Here is a 13,699-nt window from a genome sequence, read left to right on the forward strand (position 1 = left end):
ATAATATTGGCACATAAGCGTGCTTGTTCTTCGTTGTCCAGGAGAGTAATTTATAGCGACTGTTTTTATCTGTTTTTTCCGAAGGTTTAAAAGAGGGATTTTTTATGTGTGCTCATTTCGCTTTCGACTGCTGTAAGTAAGTTCCATCATGTTATCTGTCAGCTGGCCTGTCCCTGTAATCTCTTTTGCTCGTATCTCATGTCCGGTCTCTTTACCTGCGTTGCAGGAAGACCTGCATCGCCTGTTGCAGGAAACCTGGGTTGACCATGTCAATCGACGGGATTACCAGGGCGGTTGGGATGTCTTGCCTTTACGTTGTGAGCGGCAGCATCAGGACGCCCATCCAATATTGCAGGGTTATGCCATTCAGGAAGGGGAAGACTGGATCAATTTACCCGCACTTAATCAATCGCCGGCCATGCTGCAATGCGTGCAATTTTTGCAATGCCCGGTCAAGGCTGTTCGATTGATGCGCTTGAAGGCTGGCTCTCATATCAAGCCACATCGCGATCACCAATTATCGCTGGAGCATGGTGAGGCGCGTTTGCATCTGCCGATTTTTACCGGAGAGCATATTCGATTCCGGGTAAATGGGCAGACAGTTCCCATGAGTGCAGGAGAGCTGTGGTATATCAATGCCGATCAGGAGCACGAAGTGCATAACATCGGTGAGCAGGACCGCATCAATCTGGTTATTGATTGTGGTGCGAATACATGGCTGAAAAATTGTGCGGGTGCCATGTCCTGATTTTTTCGATGAAATAATAACGTCATAACGCCGGATCATCTTTGCCAACTATTCAAGCGGCAGGGTGTAATCATAAGGAAAAGAGCATGGTAAAAAGTCAGGCCGCCCTGAAAATGGAAAATTTGCCAGATCTGAACGTGTTTGCGCAATGTATTTTACAGGCCGTGGATGCGCCCTCGGCAAAGTCTTGCATTGACCCGATGCTGCAAACTTTCTGTCATCATCTTGATGTTGATCTGCACCCTGCTATGTTTGTCGATGAACACTATACCGATACAGAATATGGCAAAGCAGTATCCACAATAACAGCGGCACAATGTGCAGAAGACTACGAACGCGGCCGGGTATTTATTCAAGGTGTGTGCCAGGCGGTTCAGGATCAGCTGGCGAGTAAAGACAAGGCGCCGGTGCGACTGTTATATGCAGGCACCGGCCCTTTTGGTTGGCTGGTATTGCCATTACTTGCGTTATTTACCGCTGAACAATTACAAGTCACAGCTATTGATATTCATGAGCAGTCACTCGAAAGATTTCGCAAGCTCTGTGAGGATTATGGTGTGGCAGATCGTATTGCCGCCTGGGTTTGTGCAGACGCCTGTTGCTGGAAAGCGGAATCACCCCCGGTTTTCGATATTATCCTGTCAGAAACCATGAAGTATTTATTGCAACAGGAACCTCAAGTTCGAATTTTTTCCTGGCTGCAACAGTACCTTGCTCCCGCCGGTGTACTCATTCCCGAATCGGTAATATTAGGTTTGACACTCTTATGGAAAGAGGAATCCTCTCAGCAAATTTATCTGGGCGAAGCATTCACGCTGAACTGTCACTCCGCAAGAGAAATTGCAAACGGTAATGAGCAGATTTTGTCCCGGTCCTTTTCGCTTCCGGACTTCGAACCGGGTCCTGTGGATCTGAAGTTGTCCACGCATATTCAGGTATATCGGAATCATCGGCTGGCGGAATACCAGAGCCAGTTAACGCTTCCCCAATTCAAAAATCGCTTGATGATAAAACCCGGCTCAATACTCACCAGTCGCTATCAAATGGGCAGCTATCCGGATCTTGTGATTGATTATTGCGAGCATGTCATTCCCCTGAGTGAATCTTCGGATTTATCCGCTGGCGGTATTTTCCATCTTCACCGGCTTTGGCAGAAAACCCGTAACCAACACCTGGTTCAGGCATCTCTCCCGGAGGATGAATGGTGGTTGGATCGCGCCGTGCTGGATCTGTGCGGTATTGGCCTTGAGCCGGGTATGCAGATGCTTTATCAGAGTAATCGGCTGAGTGATCTGGTTCGTGCAGTTGACCAATTAAAACTGACCGATGATGACAAAATTCATATCAATGAAACATTGATTAAATTGATAGAAGGGAATCCGCACGAAATTCCGGAGGTGCTATCGAAAGAGCAACTGGCCTTCTGGCAGGCAAATGGCTATTTGGTGGTGCCGGGAGTGTTATCTGCAGAGCAATGTGAAAATAGTCGCCAGGTCATATGGGAATATTTACAGGCTGATCCGGAAGTGGCGAATAGCTGGTATCAATCACCTGAGCGGATGCAGAAAATAATGTTGCAATTATTTCGCCATCCAGTGCTGGATGAAAATCGGCGAACCCCGTTAATTCGTAACATATTTGAGCAACTGTGGCAGCGGACGGATCTGGCAATGAGCACTGACAGAGTCAGTTTTAATCCGCCGGAAACTGCATCCTGGCAATTTCCCGGGCCGGACATGCATTGGGATATGCCTTTGCAAGCGCCGGTTTCTTTTGGAACCCAGGGGCTTATTTATTTAACGGATACTTCGAAAGAGCAGGGCGCATTTTGTTGTGTGCCCGGTTTTCATCTGGAGATAGACGCGTGGTTGCAGCAACAAAACAAGCCGGATGTCGAGTTGCAAAAACAAAACTGGTCGGAATGGTTGATAAAACCGATAAGCGGCAAAGCGGGAGACCTGATTATCTGGCATCATGCGCTACCCCACGGAGCAAGCCGGAACAAAGCGGCATCCCCCCGTATGGTGCAATATATCAATATGTATCCTCTGGCTAACGGCGACAGTGCCTATTAAAAATAGTGCCAGGCTACATTTCGTTCGGGGTTTCTGTCATCACAACTCGCCAAGGTAACGCTGAGTTGTGGGCCAGTGATAAAACCGTGTTTTTTGGTTTCAGCTAATGTGTTTGATAGTTTGACCGACAACATGAAATAGGTGGTTATAGGTTGCTTTGAATATATTCTTTTATATTGTTGTTCATTGATAACAGGGAAATTGGTTATTTCTTATTCGAGCAGATATAAAATAGACTCATCTCAATACATCTGGTAAAAATTCCAGCTTTATCCAAAGCTGTTTGGCCGGGTGAAGTGAAAATTGGAACGCCACCACTATGGATGTGTAGAGCACCGTCAAAATGACAGGAACTGGAATATAAATGGCCATGGATTTTTCGGCAGCTTATAAAACACTTGTCACATCGCCACATCAGGTGACGCTATGTGCTCGGGAGACCACACTTTCCGGTTTGCTGGAAAAAATACGTGATTGCTTCGGAGAACCGGCATTAACGGATGAACAAACGCTGGAAGTTTTGGCTCATTGCAATGGGGCTATGCTGGAATCGGTGCCGAACCTGTTTGATGCCGGGTGGATGCCCTATCGTTACCATGCGAAAACAAAAACACTTTCCTGGTGTATACCCCAGGGACATCCTGAAGAGTCTTTTCACGAGCAGTATATTGATCGCTGCCGTCAACAATGTTTGTTTAATCAAATTGTCAGCCCTCAAACACTTCTGGCGGGGCTGTCTGGTGATTATGCGACTCATCCCCCGCAACCTGCCGGTTTCATATTTCATTTATCCCGTTGTGGTTCCACGCTGATATCCGGCTGTCTTTCCGAGATGAACTCCACCAGCGTTTTGTCTGAGTCACCGGTGTTGACCGGTGTTCTTTTGGATACCTTTTTAAGTGTCAGTGAAAAGAAAAAAATCTTACTGAATCTTATCAATCATCAAGGGCGTTTATATGCAGGAAGGCGGCAGGTCATTATTAAATGGAATGCCTGGGACATTTTTCTGTGGCCGCTGATTCATTCTATTTATCCGCAAGTACCAACCGTATTTCTGGTTCGTAACCCGATAGAAGTTCTCGCCTCTCATCAACGAATGGCTGGGCGCCACATGTCTGGTGATACATCCATGTCATGTCTGGGCGGTGTATTTCTCGGTATGCGTGAGAGTGAAGTGCCACTCGACTTTCGTATCCGGGTTTTGAGTGAGTTGATGAGCAGGATGTTGGTGGTTGCCGGTGAGAAAAATGTCATAGTAATGGATTATGCTGAACTCGGTGAGGAAAAAATAATAGAGATTACCCGGTTATTTGGGCTGCCATTGATCGCGGTAGAGCGAGCGCGGTTGCGCCAGCGGATGGGGTTTAATTCCAAAGCAGCAGGGCAGGTTTTCAAGGCTGACGGAGAGCAAAAACGCCGCTTGTTTGACGTTGGGGATGCGGAGAAAATTCAAGCCCGGTTGTCGCCGCTCTATCGTCAATTGCTGGCTCGCACAACAAATATCGAACCGGAGTTTGACAATGCTTGACCGGTTGTTGCTGCCCACTGAATTTACGCTGCGTATTGCTGATGAAAGTGACCGTGGTTTTATGATCGCGTTATTTCGTTCGGTCCGGCCGCATCTGTTTATGATTGATTTACCCTCTCAGCACCTTGAGTTACTGGTTAATCATCAATACCAACTGCAACAGAACACCTACAAGATGCAATGGCCTTGTGCAGTTACCTTTATTGTTCAATATCGAGGTGAATCTATTGGCAAGGTTGTTCTTCATGAAGAAAAAGACCTGCTGCATATTATCGATATTGCGTTAATACCGGATCAACGCGGTAAAGGGTACGGAACCGCAATATTGAAGTCATTTTCAAACATGGCGGACCGGCACGCAATGCTGCTGCGGCTATCGGTTGAGCGTGATAACTGTCGGGCTAAAAAACTGTATTTGGCACTGGGGTTTGAGGTTTTTGAAGCGGGCGAATTTTATCTGGCGATGAAGCGCGAACCGTCTCTGACCAGTTAAATACAGTGAGGGGATTTACTTTTCTTTTTTGTGATGTTATACGCGGTAATATAATTGATAGTTTGATTGCGATAGTGTGTTTGCCTTGCAAGTTCAATATTTTGACATAGTGATTCTGTTGTTTTTTTGGCGAATTTTTTATTTTTCGTTGGGCTTGTTTTGTTTGTTCAAAAAATTGACATTCTGTCGGTTGGTCAGCTTCCCGGCCGTTAATGATTTGTCGCTCTTCAGCTTGAGTGTCTAACTCTCCCTCCAAACTGAAGGCTGTTTGAAGAAAGATGTATCGCTTTTTTGAGGTTCAATTTGTAAGCGCTTTCTCTCAGTTTTCACCTGGTATTTTCTGAGCGAATAATAACCGGCTTTGCCGGATTGATTTTTGTGATACCCGTAATGCGTCAATACATTGTTTGTTGTGGTAACAGGCAATTTTTTTGTGTGTCTGGAAAACGGCTTTCCGGTTTCCTTATTTTCATTATCAAGGAGAAAGATTATGTCTGAACCGTTTCTCGGTGAAATTGTGATGTTTGCGGGCAACTTCGCCCCACGTGGATGGGCGTTTTGCAATGGGCAATTACTGCCAATCCAGCAAAATTCTGCGCTTTTTGCAATTCTGGGTACTACCTACGGTGGCAATGGCCAATCGACCTTTGCCCTGCCTAATTTACAGGGGCGTGTGCCGGTGCACCAAGGTCAAAGCCCCGGTACAAGCCAATACACCTTGGGTGAGGTAAGTGGGACTGAAAATGTAACATTGACGATCAATGAATTGCCTGCGCATAACCATACCGTTGCATTGAGCGGGACCGGTGATGTCAATGTTGCATTAGGGGCATGCACTACTAATGGCAGTGTTCCTACCCCAGGGCCAACAACTGTGCCTGCAAAAGTGCCTGGTGGGCTGTCTGGAGTCAATGCGTATAGCACTACACCGGATACCACGCTTTTGCCAGTACATACCACAACAACCGTCAATGTGACTGGCAATACGGGTATTGTCGGTAACAACCTGCCGGTTCCGATTGTGCAACCTTATGTAGTAGTTAATTTCATTATCGCAATTGAAGGCGTTTTCCCCTCACGTAATTAAGCTCAAACGATTGTGGGATGTGGGGCTCAAGTCAAGCAGTGCGCAAGGGATGCGCACTGTTTTTTGTTGAAAAAGTCATTAATGGGGAAGCATTATGTTGCGGGCTACTTATAAAATAATTCATGTGATCAATAATCTGGTTGCCGGATGTTGGCGTTATGGGGTCAGATTATTTTTAAGTGGTTTGGCCATTTTGGTATCTTTTAATGTCTATGCTGCTACTCCTTTGGATCAGAATTTTGATGCGCTGGCGCCCGGTTATCTAACGAATGCTGGCCACACTATCGCCGGTGCAACTTATACATTGGTGACCCCTGGTGGCGGAGCGGTTGTTGCGTTGTTTGGCGACCCATACGCGTTCAGTATTACGCCTGACGTTAATGATAATGCTGTTGTATTTAACTCTGACGGAAATACCTTTATTCAAGGGCCTTTGGATGCAAGGATAACCTCGGCGGATGGTTCAGAATTTCGCATTGTGTCAATGGAGATTGACACTGGCCTTGTAAATGAAGCAGATCACGTGGGCGATCCAAACCTGATAGTAGGGGGCTACCGGAATGGCGACCTGGTAGTATCGGATACCATCGATACCCGTTCTTCGGACTCATCAGGTTCTGTGGCTTACGCAAAAAATGCAGATGCGGGTTTCGGTGGTGTGCTGACGTTTAATTCCGATTGGTCTTACATTGATGAAATTCGTTTTATCGGGCCCGATAATACACTTTATGTAATCGCAATAGATGAGCTTGATTTTGAACCTGGCATTCCGCCTGATTCTACTTCCCCTACAGTAACGTCCATCTCTTCCAGTACCCTGAATGGCACCTATAAGGTAGGTTCTCCAATCAGCATCCAGGTGAATTTCAGTGAAAATGTGATTGTGGCAGGTGGTACGCCGCAATTAACCCTGGAAACCGGCGCTACCGACAGAACGATCAACTATACCAGCGGCACCGGCAGCAGCACCTTGACGTTTACGTATACCGTACAGGCGGGCGATGTCAGTGCTGATTTGGATTACACTACGACCACTGCCCTGGCTTTGAACGGTAGTACTATTCGTGATGCGGCTGGCAACAATGCCATCCTTACACTTGCCCCCCCTGGTGCGGCAAACTCTTTGGGTAATAATAAAGCGCTGGTTATTGATGGCGTGGTGCCCACAGTTACCTCAGTAAATTCCAGTACAGCAAATGGAACCTATAAGATTGGTGATGTAGTCAGTGTGCAGGTCAACTTCAGTGAAGCGGTAACCGTGACCGGCACTCCACAGTTAACATTGGAGACGGGGGCAACCGACCGGACAATCAACTATGCGAGCGGTACTGGCACCTCTACGCTAACATTTAACTATACCGTTCAGGCTGGGGATACTTCCAGTGACCTGGATTATGTAGCTACCAGCTCGCTGGCATTGGGCGGGGGAACTATCAGGGACGCTGCGGGTAATGACGCGACTTTGACCCTGGCTTCACCGGGTGCAGCCAATTCATTAGGTAACAATAAAGCCTTGGTTATTGATGGTGTTGCACCTTCGGTATCCAGCATTGTGGTAAGCGGGAGTCCAATGGCGGCCGCTACCAGTGTGAATTTCACTGTGATCTTTAATGAATCGGTGACCGGCGTTTCAACCGATGACTTTGCATTAGGAATTACTGGAACTGCCAATGGCACCATTGTCAGTGTTTCCGGGGCTGGCTCCAGTTTCACGGTTACGGTGAGTGGTATTGTTGGCAACGGTACTATCAAAGTAAACCTCAATGCATCAACCAATATTGCCGATGCGGCAGGTAATGCTGGTCCGGTAGCGTTTACCAGTGGCTCATCCCATACAGTTGCGATTCCAACAGTAGCTAATGCGCCAACGATTGGTACGGCAACAGCGGGAGCCGGGCAGGTTTCTGTAGCCTTTACGACCCCTGTAAATGATGGCGGTTCTGCAATCACAGGTTATACCGTGACCTCTAATCCGGGAAATATCACTGCCGGTGGTAATGGCTTTACAACATCGCCGATTGTGGTGACTGGCTTAACTAACGGTACTGCCTATACCTTTACAGTGAAAGCAACCAATGGGGTCGGTGACAGCGTTGCTTCCGTTGCCTCTAACCCGGCAACCCCCAAAGGTAATCAAACCATTACCTTTCCGAATCCCGGTGCCCAGAACTTTGGCACTGCACCTGACTTGGGTTCGACGGCCAGCGCTACATCCTCACTTACAGTGAGCTTTACCTCATCCACTACTGGTGTTTGTACTATTACTAGCGGTGGTGCCCTGACGTTTGTGACGGCCGGTAGCTGTACTATTGATGCGGATCAGGTAGGCAATACGGCTTGGAATGCAGCCACTACAGTAACCCGGACTTTTACTGTGAATGCGATAGTTCCTGATGCACCAGCCATCGGCACTGCCACTGCAGGTGATACTGAAGCCATGGTGACATTTACTGCACCAGCTGGTACGGGTGGTTCTGCGATTATGGCTAACGGTTACACAGTCACCGCTAGCCCCGGCGGTGCGACCGCCACGGGCTCCGGTTCACCCATTACCGTAGCGGGTTTGACTAATGGTTTGGCCTATACCTTTACGGTGACAGCTACCAACTCGGCAGGTGAGGGTAATCCCTCGGTGGCTTCCAACTCGGTAACCCCGGCCGCACCGCAAACCATTACCTTTGGTAATCCGGGCACACAAAATTTTGGTACTACACCTACGTTGACGGCGACCTCATCAGCGGGTGGTGGATATCCGATTTCTTTCACTTCATCGACTACCGGTGTTTGTACTATTACTGCTGGTGGTGCACTGACCTTTGTAACTATCGGTAGTTGTACGATCAATGCGGATCAAGCGGGCGATAGCAGTTACCTGGCCGCCCCTCAAGTTAGCCAAACATTCACTGTTACTGCCGTTGTACCGGGAGCGCCGACCGCAGCTACTGCAACCGCGGGCGATACCCAGGCTTCGGTCGCCTTTACTGCTCCGGTATTTATTGGGGGCGCTGCGATTACAAGTTATACCGTTACCACAAGCCCCGCTGATGTTGTTCCAGTAAACGGTGCAGCTTCACCCATTATCGTAACCGGGTTGACTAATGGTGTTGCCTATACCTTTACCGTAACGGCTACCAACTCGGCGGGTACAGGTTCGCCATCGGCGGCTTCCAGCTCGATTACACCAGCGGCTAGCCAAACCATTACCTTTGTCGCTCCTGGTGCACAAAACTTTGGTACTACACCAACGCTGTCAGCAACGGCGGATTCCGGTTTGACACCAGTGTTTACTTCTTCAACATCCGGTGTTTGTACTATCACCGGAGCAGGTGCACTGACCTTTGTGACTGCTGGTGCCTGTACGATTAATGCAGATCAAGCCGGTAATGGCAGCTACTTGCCTGCTACCCAGGTGACTCATAGCTTTGCGGTTAATGCCGTAGTGCCCGGCGCTCCAACGGCGGCGACTGCCAGTGCCGGTAATGCCGAGGCATCTGTGTCATTCACTGCACCGGTATTTACCGGTGGCGCAGTGATTACTGGTTATACCGTTACGGCTAACCCCGGTGGAGCGACTGCGACGGGTGCTGGTTCACCAATTATTGTCACCGGTTTAACCAATGGCACGCCTTATACCTTTGCTGTGAGCGCGATTAACGCAATGGGAACTGGCGCGGTATCGGCTGCTTCCAACGCAATAGAGCCTAATGGCGCACCAACCATTAGCGGTACGCCAGCTCTTGGCATCAAGCAGGAGGAGGCCTATAGTTTTATTCCAACGGCAGTAGACACAGTGGGCGATACCTTAACCTTCAGTATCACTAACAAACCAACATGGGCAGCATTTGATACGGCAACAGGCGCATTAACCGGAACGCCAGTCAAAGCTGATGTGGGCACCACGACAGGCATCGTAATCAGTGTAAGTGATGGCACTCTGAGTGCCAGCCTACCGGCCTTTGATCTGGTCGTGGATAGCGTCAACGATGCTCCTGTTATCACGGGTACCCCAACTACCAGCGTGGATCAGGGTGTTGCTTACAACTTTACCCCGACGGCCTCCGATCCTGACGGTGATACACTGACCTTCAGCATCACCAACAAACCCGCCTGGGCCGTGTTCAACACCACCACCGGTCGTTTGAGCGGTATTCCGGACACCACCGACAACGGGACTTACAGCAACATTGTCATCAGTGTCTCCGATGGAACACTGACGGCCAGTCTGCCAGCGTTCAGTCTCACCGTAGCTGCTGATGATGTGGATACCGACACCCCGGTCGTCACCGCACCGTCCCCGGTCGTGTTGAATGCTTCCGCGCTCTACACCCCGGTTACCCTGCGTCAGTTGCTGAAGCTGGATGCCGATGCGGATAGCGCAACCCTGCAAGCGGCACTGGCGGCACTCACCACCGGTGGTGGCGAAGCCTGTTGCACCACCTTGCCGGAAGGGTTGAATGACAATGCCGTAGTGTTGTTATCCCCCGGACGTCATGAGGTGGTATGGACAGCAACCGCCGCCAATGGCCAAACCGCTTCGGCAAAACAAACCGTGAACATCCGTCCGCTGGTCTCGTTCGCCAAAAACCAGCAAGCCCTGCGTGACAGCGTGGTGCGTGTGCGGATTCTGCTGAACGGTGTATCCCCGGTGTATCCACTGGCGATACCGGTCACCATCGACACCGCCACCACGGCGGCCGACACGGAATACACCCTGCTGGAAACGGTAGCCATGTTCAATGATGCCGGTCAGACCGAAGCGCACATTGACGTACAGCTGCACGCCGGTGCCGGTGCTGCCGACAGTCAACTGGTGCTGGGTCTGGATGACCGTAGCAGCAACCCGGCGGTTATCACCGGTGACCTGTTCGACATCAACAGCGGTGCCGCCAACCGTCATGTCATCAGCCTGCGTGAAGGCAACATCGCACCGGAAGTCTCGTTGAGCCTGAATCAGGATGAGCGCAACACCATCCTGGTCGCCCGCACCGGAGGCGATGTCACCGTCACGGCGCAGGTCACTGACCTCAATGCAGGCGATACTCATAGCTTCGACTGGAGTGGTACCGACAACGTACTGGCGGATCTTGATGGTAATGCCGCCAACAACACCCTGGTCTTCAACCCGGTAACCTTGAGCGGCCGTTACTTTGTACAGCTCACCGTCACCGATTCGGCGGGTGCCAGTGAAACCGCCGACCTCTACTTCCGTGTAGTCGAACAGCTGCCGGTACTCGACCCGAACAAGGACAGCAACGGCAATGGCATCGACGATGAGACCGAAGGCTTTGGCGATGCGAACGGCAACGGCATACCGGATTACCTGGATGCCATGCCGACCGACAACGTACTGCCGCAGCAAATCATTGAAGCCAATACTTACCTGCTGGAGTGTGACCCGGGTGTACTGTGCCGTATCGGTCGCTTCGCCCTGCTGGGAGAAAGCGGTGGTGTGGAGTTACTGGTCAGTGATATGGAAGCCGCCTCGGATTTACCCGCTGACTCGACCCATCAGGTGGTGGGCGGTATCTTCGATTTCGAAATCAAACACCTGCCCGTAGAAGGACAAACCATCCGTGTGGTGATACCGCAACGCGAAGCGATTCCGGCCGAAGCGGTCTACCGCAAATACCACAACGGCAGCTGGAAAGACTTCGTAAGCAATGACAACAACCGGCTGCACTCTGCACCGGGCAACCCGGGCTTCTGTCCGCCACCGGGCGATGCGCAGTGGGAGCCAGGTCTGGTTGCCGGTTACCTGTGTGTGCAGTTAACGCTGGAAGACGGTGGCCCGAACGATGCGGACGGTCTGGTGAACAAGGCGATTGCCGACCCGGGTGGTGTGAGTGTTCGGGTGCAAACCGAACCGCCGGTTGACCCTGAACCGGAACCGCCAGTGAATCCGGAACCGCCGGTAAAACCGGAGCCACCGGTCAACCCGCCGAAAGGGGGCAAAAAGAGTGGTGGTGCTGTCGGGTTGATGGAAACGGGAGCGGCTTTGTTGTTGTTACTGCTGGCTCACAACCGTCGTAGAACGGGCGCCCAAAGCAAAGGGAAAAACGCAAAGCGCAGCAACAATTGAACGGACGCAAACACTAGCCGGTTCCCGGTTGCTGACAAGGGGTGTAATGGCGTACCGCCGAGCCCCCCGAAAAAGCATGTTGTTTGTTAAAAAAGAAAAAGCCGATCTCTGTGAGGTCGGCTTTTTTTGCTGTTTAACCGCAGCCTCCTCCCATTTCAATATTTTTCTTTCCGCACGATGAGATACCTGCTGCAACAAGAACTGCAGGTCAGCATTATTCACCCCACTTGCAGCAGTGTCTGGCGTCTTCAAACTGTTTGATTTCGTAACAAGTAACCTTAAGCGCAAGCATTGACGGGATAAGTATGCCAGCAATATAAAAAATCCATTTCGTTAATGATTGGCTTATACAAAAAGTAATGATGCGGGCAGCAACTTTTTGTGCATTTTAATGATGGCAGGCAAGCCCGAAATCCTGGTGGGGCTACCGGTTGAGCGCGATAACCCTGGGACTAATAATTTGTACTTCACCCTGATTTTAGGCTTTTGTAGAGGGTGAGTTTTATCGCGCAATGAAGCGCGAAGCGTTTCTGTTCAGTTAAATTCAGTCGGGGGATTTACTTTCCTTTTTTTGTGATGTTATATGCAGTAATTTAATGAATAGTATTGTTGCGATAATGTGTTTGCCGGGAAAGTCCAATATTTTGACAGGATGTCTCTGTCATATTTTTGGCGAACTTTTTTAAAAATTTCGGTTTCGATTGGTCTGTTCAAAAAATTGACTTTCCCCTGTGGTTGATGCTCTGTGCAGCTGTTAATGATTTGTCGTTCTTCAGATCGAGTGTCTACCTATCCCTCCAAACTGAAGACTGTTTGAAGAAAGATGTATCGCTTTTTGTAGTGTTCAATCTGTAAGCGCTTTCTCTCAGTTTTCATCTGGCATTTTCTGAGCGAATAATAACTGGCTTTGCCTGATAAATTTTTGTGATACCCGTAATGCGTCAATGCATTGTTTGTTGTGGCAACAGGCAACTATTTTGCGTGTCTGGAAAACGGTTTTCCGGTTTCCTTATTTTCATTATCAAGGAGAAAGATTATGTCTGAACCGTTTCTCGGTGAAATCATTATGTTTGCCGGCAACTTTGCACCGCGTGGCTGGGCTTTTTGCAATGGGCAATTACTGCCAATCCAGCAAAATTCTGCGCTTTTTGCAATTCTGGGTACTACCTATGGTGGCGATGGCCAAACGACCTTTGCATTGCCCAATTTGCAGGGGCGTGTGCCTGTGCACCAAGGTCAAAGCCCCGGTACAAGCCAATACACCCTGGGGCAGGTAGGCGGGACTGAGAATGTAACACTGACGGTAAATGAATTACCCGCGCATTCCCACTCAGTAGCATTGAGTGGGACCGGTGATGTCAATGTTGCATTAGGGGCATCCACGACTAATGGCAGTGTTCCTACCCCAGGGCCAACAACTGTGCCTGCAAAAGTGCCTGGTGGGCTGTCTGGAGTCAATGCGTATAGCACTACACCGGATACCACGCTTTTGCCAGTACATACCACAACAACCGTCAATGTGACTGGCAATACGGGTATTGTCGGTAACAACCTGCCGGTTCCGATTGTGCAACCTTATGTAGTAGTTAATTTCATTATCGCAATTGAAGGCGTTTTCCCCTCACGTAATTAAGCTCAAACGATTGTGGGATGTGGGGCTCAAGTCAAGCAGTGCGCAAGGGATGCGCA

The 13,699-nt window shown here is 49.6% G+C and carries 7 protein-coding genes; all 7 read left to right on the forward strand.

Annotation, left to right across the window (positions count from 1 at the left end):
* Positions 1–220 precede the first annotated feature (220 nt).
* The 7 genes from C4F51_RS04090 to C4F51_RS04120 all read left to right on the forward strand — a co-directional run bounded on the left by C4F51_RS04090 (position 221) and on the right by C4F51_RS04120 (position 13,643).
* Positions 221–748 (forward strand): aspartyl/asparaginyl beta-hydroxylase domain-containing protein, encoded by a 528-nt coding sequence (locus tag C4F51_RS04090; protein WP_235992273.1) that lies wholly within the window; start codon positions 221–223, stop codon positions 746–748.
* Positions 749–834: 86 nt separating this feature from the next.
* Positions 835–2,823, forward strand: a complete 1,989-nt coding sequence (locus C4F51_RS04095; RefSeq protein WP_193907402.1) for a phytanoyl-CoA dioxygenase family protein — start codon at positions 835–837, stop codon at positions 2,821–2,823.
* 364 nt (positions 2,824–3,187) lie between these two features.
* Positions 3,188–4,351 (forward strand): sulfotransferase family protein, encoded by a 1,164-nt coding sequence (locus C4F51_RS04100; RefSeq protein ID WP_193907404.1) that lies wholly within the window; start codon positions 3,188–3,190, stop codon positions 4,349–4,351.
* A complete protein-coding gene (locus C4F51_RS04105; protein WP_193907406.1) occupies positions 4,344–4,844 on the forward strand; it encodes a GNAT family N-acetyltransferase in 501 nt (166 codons plus the stop codon). The genes C4F51_RS04100 and C4F51_RS04105 overlap by 8 nt, the downstream gene beginning before the upstream one ends.
* Positions 4,845–5,334: 490 nt before the next feature.
* Positions 5,335–5,931: a phage tail protein gene (locus C4F51_RS04110; protein WP_193907408.1), complete on the forward strand. Its 597-nt coding sequence runs from the start codon at positions 5,335–5,337 to the stop codon at positions 5,929–5,931.
* Between the two features lie 94 nt (positions 5,932–6,025).
* Positions 6,026–12,010: a beta strand repeat-containing protein gene (locus C4F51_RS04115; protein ID WP_193907411.1), complete on the forward strand. Its 5,985-nt coding sequence runs from the start codon at positions 6,026–6,028 to the stop codon at positions 12,008–12,010.
* Between the two features lie 1,036 nt (positions 12,011–13,046).
* Positions 13,047–13,643, forward strand: a complete 597-nt coding sequence (locus C4F51_RS04120) for a phage tail protein (RefSeq protein WP_193907413.1) — start codon at positions 13,047–13,049, stop codon at positions 13,641–13,643.
* The last annotated feature ends 56 nt before the right edge of the window (positions 13,644–13,699 follow it).

It is taken from the genome of Cellvibrio polysaccharolyticus (assembly GCF_015182315.1).
In the GTDB taxonomy this organism is placed as follows: Bacteria; Pseudomonadota; Gammaproteobacteria; order Pseudomonadales; family Cellvibrionaceae; genus Cellvibrio; species Cellvibrio polysaccharolyticus.